This window comes from Leisingera sp. ABM4_060 (assembly GCF_056158765.1).
Genome location: NZ_JBSWTX010000001.1, coordinates 2780099 through 2796105, shown reverse-complemented (window position 1 = coordinate 2796105; position 16007 = coordinate 2780099). Strand labels below are relative to the sequence as shown.

The 16007-nt window shown below is 68.4% G+C and carries 11 protein-coding genes; 5 read left to right on the top strand and 6 right to left on the bottom strand.

Annotated elements, in window-relative coordinates; genetic code table 11:
- The first annotated feature begins 10 nt into the window (after positions 1 to 10).
- Both pbpC and ACXAEH_RS13380 read left to right on the top strand, forming a co-directional pair.
- The gene (gene pbpC, locus ACXAEH_RS13385; protein ID WP_475033424.1) at positions 11 to 2017 is read left to right on the top strand and encodes a penicillin-binding protein 1C; all 2007 of its coding nucleotides are present in this window, start codon (positions 11 to 13) and stop codon (positions 2015 to 2017) included.
- 28 nt (positions 2018 to 2045) lie between these two features.
- The gene (locus ACXAEH_RS13380) at positions 2046 to 2894 is read left to right on the top strand and encodes a 2-keto-4-pentenoate hydratase (protein ID WP_475033422.1); all 849 of its coding nucleotides are present in this window, start codon (positions 2046 to 2048) and stop codon (positions 2892 to 2894) included.
- 196 nt (positions 2895 to 3090) lie between these two features.
- On the opposite strand, the gene ACXAEH_RS13375 is transcribed toward ACXAEH_RS13380, so the two are convergent.
- From ACXAEH_RS13375 to ACXAEH_RS13360, 4 genes are read right to left on the bottom strand one after another with little or no spacing between them, the layout of a single operon-like run.
- A complete protein-coding gene (locus tag ACXAEH_RS13375) occupies positions 3091 to 5133 on the bottom strand; it encodes a hypothetical protein (protein WP_475033420.1) in 2043 nt (680 codons plus the stop codon).
- A gap of 9 nt (positions 5134 to 5142) precedes the next feature.
- Positions 5143 to 7926 carry a DUF4159 domain-containing protein gene (locus tag ACXAEH_RS13370; protein WP_475033419.1) on the bottom strand — a complete coding sequence of 928 codons (2784 nt, stop codon included), beginning with the start codon at positions 7924 to 7926 and terminating at the stop codon, positions 5143 to 5145.
- On the bottom strand, positions 7923 to 8816 hold the full coding sequence (locus tag ACXAEH_RS13365) for a DUF58 domain-containing protein (protein WP_475033417.1): 894 nt from the start codon (positions 8814 to 8816) through the stop codon (positions 7923 to 7925). Before ACXAEH_RS13365 ends, ACXAEH_RS13370 begins: the two co-directional genes overlap by 4 nt.
- A complete protein-coding gene (locus ACXAEH_RS13360) occupies positions 8813 to 9820 on the bottom strand; it encodes an AAA family ATPase (protein ID WP_475033415.1) in 1008 nt (335 codons plus the stop codon). Before ACXAEH_RS13360 ends, ACXAEH_RS13365 begins: the two co-directional genes overlap by 4 nt.
- 64 nt (positions 9821 to 9884) lie before the next feature.
- On the opposite strand from ACXAEH_RS13360, the gene ACXAEH_RS13355 reads away from it, so the two are divergent.
- Positions 9885 to 10469 (top strand): DUF1285 domain-containing protein, encoded by a 585-nt coding sequence (locus ACXAEH_RS13355; RefSeq protein ID WP_475033413.1) that lies wholly within the window; start codon positions 9885 to 9887, stop codon positions 10467 to 10469.
- Positions 10470 to 10600: 131 nt separating this feature from the next.
- Here the strand turns inward: ACXAEH_RS13355 and ACXAEH_RS13350 are convergent, their stop codons facing one another.
- On the bottom strand, positions 10601 to 11560 hold the full coding sequence (locus ACXAEH_RS13350; RefSeq protein ID WP_475033411.1) for a DMT family transporter: 960 nt from the start codon (positions 11558 to 11560) through the stop codon (positions 10601 to 10603).
- Positions 11561 to 11733: 173 nt separating this feature from the next.
- Between ACXAEH_RS13350 and ACXAEH_RS13345 the strand changes: the two genes are divergently transcribed.
- Together ACXAEH_RS13345 and ACXAEH_RS13340 are read left to right on the top strand one after the other, a co-directional pair.
- Complete coding sequence (locus ACXAEH_RS13345; protein ID WP_475033410.1) at positions 11734 to 12486, top strand: hydroxypyruvate isomerase family protein; 753 nt, start codon at positions 11734 to 11736, stop codon at positions 12484 to 12486.
- Between the two features lie 90 nt (positions 12487 to 12576).
- The gene (locus tag ACXAEH_RS13340; RefSeq protein WP_475033408.1) at positions 12577 to 12813 is read left to right on the top strand and encodes a DUF2798 domain-containing protein; all 237 of its coding nucleotides are present in this window, start codon (positions 12577 to 12579) and stop codon (positions 12811 to 12813) included.
- Positions 12814 to 13153: 340 nt separating this feature from the next.
- Here ACXAEH_RS13340 and polA read toward each other — a convergent pair whose 3' ends face one another.
- The gene (polA, locus tag ACXAEH_RS13335; RefSeq protein WP_475033407.1) at positions 13154 to 15958 is read right to left on the bottom strand and encodes a DNA polymerase I; all 2805 of its coding nucleotides are present in this window, start codon (positions 15956 to 15958) and stop codon (positions 13154 to 13156) included.
- Between the last annotated feature and the right edge of the window lie 49 nt (positions 15959 to 16007).

The following is a 16007-nucleotide window of genomic DNA, read 5'->3' as shown; positions in this document are numbered from 1 at the left end:
GGCCCTGGCGGTGCTGACTGCGGTCACGTTCGCCGCCTGGCGCGGCTTCGACGCTTGGATCGACCGCACCGACCTCCCCCTTACCCTTGCGGAAACCTCCACCGAAGTCCTCGACCGCAACGGCAAGCTCTTGCGCGCCTACCCGGTGGGCGACGGCCTCTGGCGCCTTGCTGTCCGGCCGGAGCAGACCGATCCGCGCTTCCTGGCCATGCTGCTGCGCTATGAGGACAAGCGCTTCCGCACCCATGCCGGCGTCGATCCCATCGCCCTACTGCGCGCCGCGGGCCAGGCGCTGTGGAACGGCCGCACCGTCTCCGGCGGCTCCACCCTCACCATGCAGGTCGCGCGCCTGCTGGAGGACGGCAGCACCGGCCGCTGGTCCGGCAAGCTGCGCCAGATGCGGGTGGCGCTGGCGCTGGAGCGCCGCCTCAGCAAGGAGGAGATCCTCACCCTCTACCTGACCCACGCCCCTTATGGCGGCGCGGCCGAGGGGATCCGCGCGGCCGCCTACAGCTGGTTCGGCAAGGAACCGAAACGCCTGACGCCTGCCGAGGCTGCGCTGCTGGTCGCCCTGCCGCAGAGTCCCGAACGCCGCCGCCCCGACCGCTTCCCCGAGGCCGCGCAGGACGCCCGCAACCGGGTGCTGGCACGGATGCAGCGCCAGGGCGTTCTGAGCGGCGAAGATGCAGAGGCCGCCCGCCGCACCCCGCTGCCGCACCGCATGGCCGCCTTCCCGCGCCTGGCGCCGCATCTGGCCGGCCGGATGGCAGCCCGGCACCCCGGCAAGCGCCAGCTGCGCCTCACCCTCGACCGCGCGGTGCAGGCACGGATGGAGACACTTCTGGCAGAGGCCGTACGCAGCAGCCCGCGCCTCTCCGCTGCCCTCATCGCCGCCGACCACCGGACCGGCGAGGTGCTGGCGATGGTGGGCTCCTCCGGCTATTCCGACGCCGCCCGCCGCGGCTTTGTCGACATGACCCAGGCGGTGCGCTCGCCCGGCTCCACCCTGAAACCGCTGGTCTACGGCATGGCCTTCGACCGGGGGCTGGCGCATCCGGAAACGCTGATCCACGACGGCCCGGTCAATTTCACAGGCTACGCGCCGCAGAATTTCGACGGCGAATTCCGCGGCGACATCCGGCTGCGCGAAGCGCTGCAGCTGTCGCTCAACATCCCCGTCGTGAAACTGACCCAAGAGCTGGGACCGGCGCGGCTGATGGCAGCCATGCGCGCAGGCGGTGCCGAGCCGCAGCTGCCGGGCGGCGCGCCCGGGCTGGCGCTGGCGCTGGGCGGGGTCGGGATCAGCCTGCAGGACCTGGTGCAGCTTTACGCCGGGCTCGCCGCAGGCGGGCAGGGGCCGGGCCTTCGCGTGATGCAGGGCGAGGCGCCGCAGCCCGCGGGACGCCTCACCTCGCCCGAGGCCGCCTGGCAGGTAGCAGATATCCTGCGCGGCCTGCCGGTGCCCGCTGGCGCGCGGGCCGGAACCATCGCCTACAAGACCGGCACCTCCTACGGCCACCGCGATGCCTGGGCCATCGGCTGGGACGGGCGCCACGTGATCGGCATCTGGATGGGCCGCGCCGACGGCACCCCGGTGCCCGGCATCTTTGGCGGCGATCTGGCCGCCCCGGTCCTGTTCGAGGCTTTCGGCCGCCTGAAACCCGTACTCGACCCAGCGCCGCCGCCGCCGCCCGCGGCGCTGATCGTCAGCTCCGCAGACCTGCCGCCGCCGTTGCAGCGCTTCCGCCCGCGCAGCGCTGCCTTTGCAGAGACCGAAGACGCGCCCGAGCTCCTCTTCCCGCCCGACGGCGCCCGCCTGGCCCTGGACGGCGGCAGCCTGACCCTGAAACTGCGCGGCGGCACCGCACCCTTCCTGGTGCTGGCGGACGGCCTTCCGGTTCTCTCCGGCCAGCGCCGCCGCGAGTTCCCTGTGCCCAGCCCCGGCCCCGGTTTCTCCTCGCTGGTGATTGTCGATAGCGCAGGCCGCTCGGACCGGGTTAACCTGCGGATCGATTGATCCCTGTCTTTGCCCCGAGGCCCGTTCCATGCTGAGACCCCTTCTTGCCGCCTGCGCCATCGCCCTCACCCCTGCCGCCGCCCTGGCCGCCTGCGCCACGGATGCCGAAATCGCCGCCTTTGCGGACAGCTACACCGCCAAGACACCGGCCCGGGCGCTCTCGCCCGGCGGCAGCATGGCGGATGCGCTTTGCACCCAGGCCAAGCTCGCGGCCGCGCTGACGCCGCACATGGGGCCGGTCGCCGGCTACAAGGCCGGCCTCACCAGCACACCCGCGCAAGAGCGTTTCGGAACTGATGAACCGGTGCAGGGGCTGCTCTATGAAAAGATGATGCTCCAGGACGGCGCCACGGTTGATACGCCCTGGGGTGCGGTGCCGATGGTGGAGGCGGATCTGCTGCTGGTGGTCAAGGACGCCGGGATCAACACGGCAGAAACGCCTGAGGAAGCCCTGGCCCATACCGCCGCCATCCGCCCCTTCATCGAGCTCCCCGATCTGGCGCTGGCCCAGGGTGAGCCCATCACCCCGGTGACCATCACCGCAATGGGGGTGGGGGCCCGGCTCGGCGTGCTTGGCCTCCCGGTGCCGGTCGGTGACCCTGCCGCAATGGCCCGCATGCTGGAGGAGATGGAGGTCACCATGCGGGACCGGGCCGGGGGCGTGCTGGTGCAGGCACCAGGCCGGGCGGTGCTGGGCAACCCGGTGAATTCCGTCCTTTGGCTGCGCTCCAAGGGCATTGTTTTCAAGGCGGGCGATCTGGTTTCCCTTGGCTCTTTCGGCCCGCTGGTGCCGCCGCAGAAAACCGGGGGCGGGGTCAGCGTCACCTATCAGGGGCTGCCCGGTGATCCCTCGGTTCGCGTGGTCTTTGCTGAATAAGGGAACTGCAGGGTACCCGCGCCGCCGGCAGGGCTGGCAATGAGGTGTTCCGCTTCGGGCTTTGCCCGAAGCGGCCCGCGCCGCGCCTTTGGCGCGGCGCCTGGCCCAACCAGCGCGGGTTTCATCAGAAACCCGGCGATGGGCGGGAGGGCTGCCTTGGCGGATAGTTGCTGCGCTGTGAAGCGAGGGCAGACGCTCAGCGCCGTCCCTCGCGCAGCCAGCCGGCCACCAGGAAGAACGCCGCCAGCAGCAGGGCCAGCCAGGCCGGCAGCAGCGGACCCTGGCTCACCGACAGGGTTTCATAAGCCTCGCGCGGGGTCAGGCCGATCCAGCCGCGCCCCGCCGCAGGCCGCCCGGCACGCACGCTGCGCAAAGACGGCAGGCCCTCCTCCAGCCGCAGGACGCCGCCGCGCAGGGGCGCCAGCACCGGTGCCAGCACAGCACCGGTGGCAATGGTCTCCTCGAACTCCTTCGGCGCCGCAGGCCCCAGCCCGGCCACCGCCGTCTCGCCGCCTTCCTCCAGCCGGTAAAGCCCCGGTTCTGGCCCCTCATAGCGGGTCTCCCACTGGCCCGGTGCGCTTGGACGCAATTCCAGCTCGACGGTGGAGCCATCCGGGTTGGTCACCGTCACCGGCCCCGCCTGTCCCGCCAGCGTGCGGCGCAGGATGCGCATCCGCTGGCCCGAGGCCTCGGCCCACAGGGCCTCCTCCTCCAGCTCCGGCTCCTTCATCATCCAATGGGCCAGACGGCGCAAAAGCTCCAGCTGCGGCCCGCCGCCCTCATAGCCGCGGCTCCATAGCCAGGCGTGGTCCGAGGCCAAAAGCGCAACCCGGCCCTCGCCAACCCGGTTCAGCACCAGCAAGGGCCGTTCGCCCGCCCCGTTCATCAGCACATGACCCTCCGGCGTCTTCAGCTCGACCTGGCGCAGCCAGCGGCCCCAGTCCCCGGTGCCTTCCAGGCCCGAGGTCACCGGATGCTGCTTGCCCAGATCGGTCACTTCCGGCCGGTAAGGCTCTTCCAGCACCCGCGCCGACGGCTCGGCCGGCAGGATCAGCGACAGCGGCGAGCGATAGATACTGTCGGCGCTGGCAAAATCCGGCCCCGCCGCCACCAGCACCGCGCCGCCGCCCATGGCGTAATTGGCCACATTGTCCAAATAGACCGCAGGCAGGATGCCGCGGCGCTTGTAGCGGTCAAAGATGATCAGGTCGAAATCGTCGATCTTCTCCAGGAACAGCTCGCGGGTCGGGAAGGCGATCAGCGACAGCTCCTCCACCGGCACCCCGTCCTGCTTTTCCGGCGGGCGCAGGATGGTGAAATGCACCAGGTCCACCGCGCTGTCGGACTTCAAGAGGTTGCGCCAGGTCCGCCCGCCCGCATGCGGCTCGCCCGACACCAGCAAGACCCGCAGCCGGTCGCGCACCCCGTTGATCTGCACCAGCGCGGTGTTGTTGCGCGCGGTCAGCTCGCCCGGTTCTTCCGGCACGCTGAACTGGATCACGTTGCGGCCGCCGTGCTGCAGCACCATCGGCAGTTCGAAATCCACGCCCACCGGCAGGGTAAACCGCTGCGGCGCCTCCCCGCCGACTGAGATCTCCAGCTCGGCAAAGCCGCCGGGGTCCGGCACCGCCCCCTGATCCTCGATTCGCAAGGTCAGCTTCACCGGCTCGCCGATGATGGCAAAGCCGGGGGCGTTCTTGACGATCAGCCGCCGGTCCCAATCCTCCGCGCGGCCAGTCAGCAGCAGATGCATCGGTGCGGGCAAGGCCAGCGCCTGGCCGGCATCATGCACCTGCCCGTCCGACAGGGCGATGATGCCCGCGACGCGCGCCCGCGGCTCATCCGCCAGCGCGCCGGCAATCGCCTCCATCAGCTGGGTGCCCTCATCACCGGTCCCATCTTCCACCGTGATCCAGCGCACCTCGGTGCCGGGCCGGTCCGCCAATGCCGCCTTCAGCCGGGTGCGCGCCCGCGCCATCTGCTCGGGCCGGGTGCTGAGCTGCTGGCTCGCGGTCTGGTCTTCGGCCACAATCACGATGTCGCTCAGCGGCGCGCGGTCCTCGCTCTGATGCACCGGGCCGGCAAGCGCCGCCAGTAGCACCAGGGCGGCCAAGGCCCGCAAAGCCCAGCCCGACAGCCCCTTCCACAGCCCCAGCAGCAGTGCGGCCAGGGTCACAGCCCCGGCGGCCCAGATCACGGGCCAGGGCACCAGCGGGTCAAACAGGATCGTCTGTGTCATCGCGCGCTCCTATTGCCCCAGCCGGTCCAAGAGGGCCGGCACATGCACCTGGTCGGATTTGTAATTGCCGGTCAGCACATGCATCACCAGGTTGACGCCAAAGCGAAACGCCAGCTCCCGCTGCCGCTCGCCGGCATAGCCGCGCCCCACCGGCAGCAGCGGCCGGCCGTTCTCATCCACCGCCCAGGCCGCCGCCCAGTCATTGCCGCCGATCACCACCGGCGTCACCCCGTCATTGAGGTTGCGGAAGGGGATGCCCTCGGCCTGCTCCGCATCCGGCGGCGCCGCCTCGACCCAGACCGCACCCCGGCCGTGCCGCCCCGGAAAGGCCTGCAGCAGATAGAAAGCGCGGGTCAGCACATGATCCTCCGGCACCACCTCCAGCGGCGGAATGTCGAGCGGCAGCGCAATCTGCTGCAGCCGCCGCGCCGCCGGGCTGGTGGCGCCCGAGGTGCTCAGATCGGCGTCGCGGGTGTCAAACAGGATCATCCCGCCCGCCCGCAGATAGGCGTTCAGCTTGCCGTAGGCCTCGGACGAGGGCAGCGGCTGATCACGGGTAATGGGCCAGTAAAGGAGCGGGTAAAACGCCAGCTCATCCTGCTCCAGATCCACGCCTGCCGGATTGGCCGGCTCCACCGAGGTGCGGAAGAACAGCGTGTCCGACAGCCCGCGCAGCCCCGCTTCGGCAATGCGGTCGACCTGAGGATCGCCGGTCAGCACATGCGCCAGCACCAGTTCCGCGGCCAGCTCCGCCGCCCGGAAATCCTCTGCCGCCGGCGGGGCCTGGGCCCGTGCGTCCTGCGGCAGCGCCAATGCCGCCAGCCCGATCGCGCCAGCCAGCGCGGCAGTGCGGGCACCGCCCAGCAGGCCTGAGACCAGCAGCGTGCCCAGCACATCCAGCGCCAGCAGCATGAGCGCCAAGGTCAGCAGCGCACCGCCCAAGGGCAGCTCCTGCGGCGCGCCGTAGCCGCTGACTTCAACCGAAGCAGGCCAGCGCGCCGCCTCCAGCGTGTCGCCCGGGCGCAGCACATTGCGCGCCAGCATCCGCCGCCCGCCGTCATAGACCCCGGGCCGCAGCTCCGGCCCGGCGGCCGCCGCCACCAGATCCGGGCCCTTGACCCCCGGCAGCGTCTCCGCGGCCTCCAGCCGCCCAAACCCGTCCAGCACTTCCACCGGCGTCCAGGTTGTGCCCTCCAAGTCTTCAGCATCCGGCTGCGCCGCCGAAGACGACACCGCCAGCCGCTCCAGCATCGAGACAAACAGGCCGGACAGCGGCAGGCTGCTCCATTCCGCATTGGCGGTCACGTGAAACAAGACCACCTGGCCCTGGCCCAGCGTCTTGCGCGTCACCAGGGGCGTGCCGTCCGCCAGCTCGGCAATCACCCGCGCGGCCAGCTCAGGGTCAGGCTGCGCCACCACCTGCGAACTGATCGAGACCTCTTCCGGCACCTCCAGCCCATAGAACGGAGAGCCTTCGCCAAAGGGCGCCAAGGTCTTCGGCTCCCCCCAGCTCATCGCTCCGCCGATGCTGCGGCCGCCAATGCGCAGGCGCACCGGCATCAGGGGTTCCTCGCCCGCGCGGGCGGTATCGCTCGCTGCCAGCCGCGGCCCGGCAAAGCGCAAGAGCAGCCCGCCGTTTTCCACCCATTCGATCACCGCCTCTTCCTGCGCAGGCGCCAGCCGCGCCACATCGGCCAGCACGATCACATCCGGATTGGCCGGCAGCAGGTCGGCCAGCGCGCCCTCCAGCAGCTCCGCCGAGGGCACCAGCGCCTGGCGCAGGTAATGCAGCGGCGACAGCAGGGCGAGGCCTTCATCCTCGCTCTGGGCCGACACCAGCGCCACCTCGCGGCGGCGCAAGGAGTCGTCGGTCAGCGCCACGGCGCCTGCGGACTTCATGTCGCGGAGTTCAAACCGCGACAGCCGCGCGCGCAGTTCGGCCGGCAGGGACAGCTCGGCTGAGGTCGTGCGGGCGCCATCGCCAAACCGCAGCGGCAGCGCCGCCAGGCTGCGCGGGGTGCCGCCCGGGTCCACGCCCTGCGCCAGCACGGTGACCTCTTGCGCGGGCCCTGCGCGGCTGCGCTGCGCCGTCAGTTCGATATTGCCGCCGGTGTAATTCGCAGGCAGCAGCCCCAGCACCGGCACCGGCTGTTCAAACACCTCTATATCCCCGCGGCGGCTCAGCGCTTCGATCAGCCCGCCGCGGCCCGCATATTCCAGCCCGTCGCTGAACCACAGCGTGTCAAAGCCGCCCTCGGCACCGACAATCGCCGCCAAGGCGCCCTGCACTTGCTCCGGCCCCGGCTGCCAGGGCAGGGGCACCAGCCCTGCGAGCTGCCGCTGCCAATCGCTGGCGGCGCGGAACTGCAAGGGCTCCGGTGCGGTCAGCCGCAGCACCGCCACCGGCCGCCCGGCGCGTCCGGCCTCTTCCAGCTGCGCCGCCGCCTGGGCGCTGGTCTGCTTCCAGCCCGCCGCGCCGCCCCAGCTGGCATCCATCACAACCAGCAAGGGCCCGCTGCCGCCGCTTTCCTCAGCCGAGGGGTTCAGCACCGGCCCCGCCAAGCCAACGATCGCCGCCGCCACCGCCAGCATCCTGAGCAGAAGCAGCCACCAGGGCGTGCGGTCCGACAGGCTCTCGTCGTCCTTCAGACCCAGCAGCAGCGTCACCGCCGGAAACGGCTGCCGCTTGGGCGCCGGCGGAATTGCCCGCAAGAGCAGCCACAGCACCGGCAGTGCCAAGAGCCCCAGCAGCAGCCAGGGCGCGGTAAAGCCGATGCCCGCAAGCACCGTCATGGCGCGGTCCTTTCCAAAGCGTGGTAAAGCCACATCAGCGCCGCCTGGGCCGGCTCTCCGGTGTGATGCTGGCCAAACCGCCAGCCGGCCTCATGGCACAGGTGCTCCAGCGCCGCGCGCCGTTCCGCCAGCCGCTCCAGATAGCGCTCCTGCAGCGCCGAGGCCTTCAATGTTTCATGTGTAACGCCGCCGCCCATGCTCTGAAACAGCGTGCGGCCCGCGAACGGAAAGGCCTCCTCCGACGGGTCCAGCACCTGCAGCAGCACCCCGCGCACCCCGCGTGCCGCGGCCTTGGACAGCGCCTGCTCCATCGGCTCGTAAGGCCCCAGGAAATCCGAGATGAACAGCGCCCGCGCATGCGGGATCAGCGCCCGGTCATTGGGCGGGGCATAATCCTCCTCGCCGTCATCCGACAGCGCCTCGGCCAGCCGCAATATCTGCACGTTGCCGCGCCGGGGCGGCAGGCTGCCGCCGGTCAGGCCGACCCGCTCGCCGCCATGCACCATCAGCACCGAGGCCGCCAGCCCCAAGAGCCGCGCCTGGTCAATCTTCTGCGGCAGCTTGGGCGCGGAGGCAAACCGCATCGAGGCGCCGGTATCCACCCACAGATGCACCGTCTGCGAGATATGCCATTCCCGCTCGCGCACATATTGCACATCCCCCATGGCGGATCGCCTGTGGTCGATCATCTGGCGGCTGTCGCCGGGCTGCGCCGGGCGGTACTGCCAGAAGTCATCGCCGGGGCCGGCCCGGCGGCGGCCATGCTCGCCCATCAGCACCGAGCCCGCCAGATGCCGCGCTTGCACCAGCAAGGGCGGAAAGGCGCTGGCCTCCGCCTCGGCGCGGTGCCGCAATCCGCTTGCAGCCTGAGAGGCGGCGGGTCGGGTCACGCGGCGGCCCCGGTCCGGGCCAGCTCAGCCGCGGTGTCCTCAATCAGCGCGCTCAGGCTGTCGCCCCGCGCCCTTGCGGCAAAGTTCAGCTGCATCCGGTGGCTCAGCACCGGCTTGGCCATGTCCAGCACATCTTCGGCACTGGGCGCCAGCCGCCCGTGCAGAAGGGCGCGCGCCCGCACCGCCAGCATCAAGGCCTGCGCCGCCCGCGGACCCGGCCCCCAGGCAACGGTCTGTGCCACGCGTTCGGAAACGCCCGCTTCCTCGGGCCGGAACGCGCGCACCAGGTCGAGGATCATTTCGACCACCGAGTCGCCCACCGGCATCCGCCGCAGCAAGGTCTGCGCCGCGATCAGCTCAGCCGCTGTAAACACCTGATAGGCCTCCGCTTCCTCAGCCCCCGTTGTGGCCAGCAGGATATCGCGCTCGGTCTTGCGGTCCGGGTAATTCACGTCGATCTGCAAAAGGAACCGGTCCAGCTGCGCCTCCGGCAGCGGATAGGTGCCCTCCTGCTCGATCGGGTTCTGGGTCGCCAGCACATGGAACGGCGCACCCAAGGGGCGGTCCTCACCCGCCACCGTCACCTGCCGCTCCTGCATCGCCTGCAGCAGCGCCGATTGCGTCCTGGGGCTGGCCCGGTTGATCTCATCCGCCATCAGCAATTGGCAGAACACCGGCCCCGGCACAAAACGGAACGAGCGGTGCCCGTCCTCTGCGGTGTCCAGAACTTCCGAGCCCAGAATATCCGCAGGCATCAGGTCCGGCGTGAACTGGATGCGGCTGCCATCCAGCCCCATTACGGTGCTCAAGGTCTCCACCAGCCGGGTCTTGCCCAGACCCGGCAGGCCGATCAGCAGCCCGTGGCCGCCGCACAACAGCACCGACAGCGTCAGGTCCACCACCCGCTCCTGGCCGATGAATCGCTTGGTAATCAACTCGCGGGCCTGTTTCAGCTTGGCTTCCAGCGCCTCGATGCCGGCCAGCAGATCGTCGGTTTCAGGCATGTCATTCCTCGTTTCCAGGATATATGCTGTTACTCTATCGTGCTGACAGGAAATGGCAAAAGCAATGAGCGGACAAAAAGCTGTGACACCCGGTGCCGACGGCATCGCCGCGTCGGTGAAAGCGGCCGGAAAAGGCAAGGGTCTGCCGCCCGTCCACCTGTGGAACCCGCCGTTCTGCGGCGACCTCGATATCCGCATCGCCCGGGATGGCGCCTGGTACTACCTCGGCACGCCGTTCAACCGGTTTGAGCTGGTCAAACTGTTCGCCTCGATCCTGAAGCTGGAGGAGGGCAAGTACTTCCTGGTGACACCGGTCGAGAAAGTCGGCATCACGGTTGAGGACGCGCCCTTTGTGGCGGTGGATTTCGATGCTGAAGGCGTGGGCCGCGATCAGGTCATCACCTTCACCACCAATGTCGAGGACACCGCCGCAGCAGGCCCGGACACCCCGATCCGGGTGGAGCGTGACACAGCGAGCGGTGAACCGTCTCCCTATGTCATGGTGCGCGCGGGTCTGGAGGCCCGCATCGACCGCAAGAGCTTCTACCGGCTGGTGGAGCTTGGCGCCCATCACAACGACTGGTTCGGCGTCTGGTCCGGCGGCACCTTCTTCCCGCTGATCCCGTCGGCAGAGCTGGAAGCGGATTAACATCTGAGGAACGTCCCGCCCGGCCGATAGGCCGGGCAGCGCCCGACCCGCCCCCACCGGGGCGGGCGCTACGCTTCCCACCCCGGCGTGCCGGGCGCTGCCCTAAGCGAATTGTGACAAGTAGCTGCGCCTCACGCCCTGCTGCCGCCTACCGGCTCCGCCAGCTTGGGCCGCTTGTCCTGGGCCACGATCACCCCCAGCCCCACAACTGCTGCGCCGATCGCCTGCGGCCACTCCCAGCTCTCCCCCAGGAACAGCATCAGGATCATCACGTAGAACGGCGCCAGATTGGTATGGAAAGAGGCCAGCGCCACCCCCAGCCGGTCCACCGACGACAGCCACAGAAGCTGGCTCAGCATCACCGACACCAGGCCGAAAATCAGCAGCATCTGCAATTGGTAGCCATCCACCGGCGCGCTCGGCAGCCATTGCCCGCCAAGCACTGCCGTGCCCGCTGTCAAAACACTGGCCAGCACCAGCCCGCCGCAAATGGTCAGCGCGCTGCGCCCCGAGGGCGACAGGTCCGGCAGCTCGCGCACCGCAGCGGAACTCGCCCAAGTATAAAGAGTAATTGCGCCGGCTGCCGCAGCCGCCCCCAGCCCCAGCTCGGCACCGTTCAGCGAACTGGTGGCAATCACCCCGCCAATCACCGTCGCCACCGCGCCAAGTGCAAACCGCACCCCCAGCCGCCGCTGGCCCTGCAGCATCTCGATCACCCCGCCGATCACCGGTGCCGCCGAACAGATCAGCGCGGCTGTCACCGCATTGGTCAGCACCTGCGCCTGGATGATCAGATAGGCACTGGCGCCAAAGCCGAAAATCCCGATCATCAGCCCCTTGCGCCAGGGCGCCCGCAGCACGGTCTGCACCCCTTCGCGCCAGACCCACAGCAGCAGGATGCCGCTGGCCGCCAGAACCAGCCTTGCTGCCAGCAGCATCACCGGCGGCCAGGTCTGCAGCAGCACCTCGGCTGCGGGGAAACCGGCCGACCAGGTGATCATCGCTGCCGCCGCCAGGGCGTTGCCGCCAAGCGCCTGGGCGCGCGGCGAAGCAGAAGGGCCTGCGGGCAGGCGCTCGGGGCTCATCGTCATCACTGCTATCCTTCGGGAATCCAGCGGAAATACGCCGGTTTCCTGCAGTTGCATCCGAATCCCGCAGCCAAGTCTTGCGGGAAAGCGACAATGCGTCGTTTTCTATCTCTTGGCCTCACGGTTTTGCGCGGGATAAACCACCGTTAAACCAGAAGAAGCCCTGGAGGAGCCAGATGCCCAGATTCGCAGCCAACATCTCGATGCTGTTTGCCGAGCTGCCCTATCTCGACCGGTTCCAGGCCGCAGCGGCGGCGGGGTTCCAGGCGGTGGAGATCCTCTACCCCTATGAGCTGGCCGCCAAGGAAACCCAGCGCGCGCTGCTGGCCAACGGGCTGGAGCTGCTGCTGATCAACGCGCCGCCGCCGAATTACACCGGCGGCATGCCCGGCTATGCGGCGGTGCCGGACGGGGTGGACCGCTTCCAGCGCGACATCCGCCGGGTGCTGCGCTACGCCGAGGCGCTGCGGGCGGGCAAGATCCACGTGATGGCGGGCTACGCCAAGGGGGCAAAGGCGCAGAAGACCTTTGTCGAAAACCTGAGGTGGGCCGCCGACCGCGCCCCGGCCCAGCAGTTCACCATCGAACCTTTGAACAGCGGCGACCAGCCCGGTTACTTCCTCGATGACTACAACCTGGCGATGGAGGTGCTGGCAGCGGTGGACCGGCCCAATGTGGGCCTCCAGTACGACGCCTACCACGCCCAGCTGATCCACGGCGATGCCGCCAAGGTCTGGGAAGAGTTCGGCCGCCACGCCGTGCATGTGCAGATCGGCGCCGCGCCGGGGCGTTGCGAGCCCGGCACCGGGCCGGTGGATTTCCAGCAGCTGTTTGCCGCCATCGACGCCAGCGGTTATGAAGGCTGGGTCAGCGCCGAATACACGCCGTCCAGCAGGCGCACCGAAGACAGCCTCGGCTGGATGCGCTGAGCCGCCGCAGGCCGGCTGTCACATTCGTGAATTGAAATGTGACTTCCCGGCAGGCATAAGGCGGAGGCGTTCAAAGTAAGGAAGCCGCCCATGCTGCCCGCCCGTTTTGCCCCTGTTCTGTTCAGCCTGATCCTGTCCGGGATGATGTCCTGCCTGGTGACCTGCGTGGCAACCCTGCGGACGCTTGGGCCGGCCGAAGGGTTCACCAGCGCCTGGATGAACGCCTGGAGCCTGAGCTGGCCGGTGGCCTTTGCTGTCGCCTTCACCGCAGCGCCTCTGGTGCGCAAGCTGGTGGCCAAGCTGGTCAAACAGCCCGCAGGAAGCTGAAACCGGGCTTCGGGAGGGCAGGCGGGGTGCTCCCGCCCGCTGCAAGCTGCATCTGCGATGCATCAGCAGCCGTTGGGCCAGGCGCCGCTGGCGCGGCGCAAGGGGTTTGCTGAGAAGCCCCTAAGGGCAGGTCTGCCCCTAGGGGCGTTTTCGATTGTTTTTACGCCAGGCCGCGTCAAGGGCACGCCGCGCTGCCGCGCGGAGCCTGCCGGCTCCCTTGACCCGGTGAGGCGGGGTCCGGGCACAGCCTGCGCCGCGTCAGCGGCGCCACGCCCAACGGGATGAGACCGTCAGGTCGAAGCCGGGCGGGAGCACCCCTGCCTGCCTGGGTGCGCCTGCCTTAATGCGCCTCGGCCCAGTTCAAACCGCGGCCTGCGTCCACCACCAGCTTCACATCCAGATGCACCGCCGGATCGGCGGCGTTCTCCATCACCTTGCGGGCTGTGTCGATGGTCTCCTCCACCGCCGCCTCCGGCACTTCGAACAGCAGTTCATCGTGCACCTGCAACAGCATCCGCGCAGGCAGGTGGGCGATCGCCTCCGGCATCCGGATCATCGCCCGGCGGATCACATCCGCCGCGGTGCCCTGGATCGGTGCGTTGATCGCCGCGCGTTTGGCAAAGCCCGCCTTCGGCCCCTTGGCGTTGATCTCCGCGGTATGGATCTTGCGCCCGAACAGGGTCTGCACATAGCCGTGCTCCTTGGCGAACTCGACAGTCGAATCCATGTACTTGCGGATCCCCGGGAAGCGTTCGAAATAGCGGTCGATGAAGCCTTGCGCGTCCTTGCGCGGTATGCGCAGGTTGCGCGCCAGTCCAAAGCCGGAAATGCCGTAGATCACACCAAAGTTGATCGCCTTGGCCTGGCGGCGGATCTCCGGCGTCATCTCCTCCAGCGGCACCTCGAACATCTCGGACGCGGTCATCGCATGAATGTCGACACCTTCCGCAAAGGCCTGTTTCAGCGCTTCAATTCCGGCCATATGGGCCAGAATGCGCAGCTCAATCTGGCTGTAGTCGAGCGACAAGAGGACGTTGCCCTCTTCCGCCACAAAGGCCTCGCGGATACGGCGGCCTTCTTCGGTGCGCACCGGAATGTTCTGCAGATTCGGGTCGGTCGAGGCCATGCGGCCGGTGCTGGCGCCGGTCTGGGCATAAGACGTATGCACCCGGCCCGTTTCCGCATTGATGTGATCCTGCAATGCGTCCGTATAGGTCGACTTCAGCTTGCTCAGCTGCCGCCAGTCCAGCACCCGCGCGGGCAGGTTGTGTTCCGTCGCCAGATCCTCGAGAATGTCCGCGCCGGTGGCATAGGCGCCGGTTTTGCCCTTCTTGCCGCCGGGCAGCGCCATCTTGTCAAACAGGATCTCGCCCAGCTGCTTGGGCGAGCCGACGTTGAACGTCTCGCCCGCCAGTTCATGGATTTCCGCCTCCAGCCCGGCCATCTTCTGGGCAAAGGCATTGGACATGCGCGAGAGCGTATCGCGGTCCACCTTGATGCCGTTGCGCTCCATATCCGCCAGCACCGGCACCAGCGGCCGCTCCAACGTCTCGTAAACCGTGGTGACCCGCTCTTGATGCAGCTGCGGCTTGAAGACCTGCCACAGGCGCAGGGTGATGTCGGCATCCTCGGCGGCATAGGGCACCGCATCCTCAATCGGCACACGGTCAAAGGTGATCGCCGACTTGCCGGTGCCCAGCAGCGGTTTGATCGGGATCGGCGTGTGATCGAGATAGCGTTCGGACAACGCATCCATGCCATGCCCATGCATGCCTGCATGCAGCGCGTAGGACATCAGCATGGTGTCGTCGATGGGCGCCACATCCACCCCGTAGCGGTGGAATATCTTGGCATCGTATTTCATGTTCTGGCCGATCTTGATGATCGCCGGATCCTCCAGAACGTCTTTGAGCATCGCAACCGCCTCTTCCAGCGGCATCTGCCCTTCGGACAGCCCCTCGCCGCCGAACAGATCATCGCCGCCCGCCTTATGCGCCAAGGGGATATAGCAGGCCTCGCCCGGCTCAACGCACAGCGAGATGCCGACCAGATCGACGACCATCTCGTCCAGCCCGGTGGTCTCGGTATCCACCGCCACCCAGCCGCGTTCGCGGATGCGGTCGACCCAGACCTGCAAGCCAGCCGCATCGCGGACGCATTCGTATTTGTCCTTGTCGAACGGCACTGCTTCCGGTGCCGCCGCCGGGGAAGCCGCCGCCGCAGGCGCCTCCGGGATCGCAGGCGCCTCCATGCCCAGCTGATCCGCCATGCGCTTGGACAGGGTGCGGAACTCCATGCTGCTCAGGAATTCCAGCAGCACCTCCGCATCCGGCTCCTTCACCTCCAGATCATCCAGGGTGAAATCCAGCTCCATATTGCAGTCGAGCTGCACCAGCTTCTTGCTGAGCTCGATCTGATCCCGCTTCTCGATCAGCGTCTGACGGCGCTTGGGCTGCTTGATCTCCTCAGCCCGGTCCAACAGCTCCTCCAAAGAGCCGTATTCGTTGATCAGCAAAGCGGCGGTCTTGATCCCGATTCCCGGCGCCCCCGGCACGTTGTCGACCGAGTTGCCCGCCAGTGCCTGCACATCCACCACCCGGTCGGGGCCAACACCGAATTTCTCCACCACGCCATCGCTGTCGATACGCTTGTTCTTCATCGCGTCCAGCATCTCGACACCGCCGCCGACCAGCTGCATCAGGTCCTTGTCCGAGGAGATGATGGTGACCCGCCCGCCGGCATCGCGCGCCTGATGCGCCAGGGTTGCGATGATGTCATCGGCCTCGAAGCCCTCGATCTCCTTGCAGGCGATGTTGAAGGCGCGGGTGGCGTCGCGGGTCAGCGGGAACTGCGGCACCAGATCCTCCGGCGCGGGCGGCCGGTTGGCCTTGTAGAGATCGTACATCTCGTTGCGGAAGGACTTTCCGGAATAGTCGAAAATCACCGCCACATGGGTCGGCGCATCCGGGCCCTTGTTGTCCTCCACCTGCTTGAACAGCATGTTGCAGAAGCCCGCCACGGCGCCGATCGGCAGCCCGTCGGACTTGCGGGTGAGGGGCGGCAGCGCGTGATAGGCGCGGAAGATGAAGGCCGAGCCGTCGATCAGATGCAGATGGCAGCCCTTGCCGAATTGTGTCCCGCTCATTGTGCTGCTCCCCGGTTCATTCGCGCATAGTGGTTTGGTCAGTGTTATT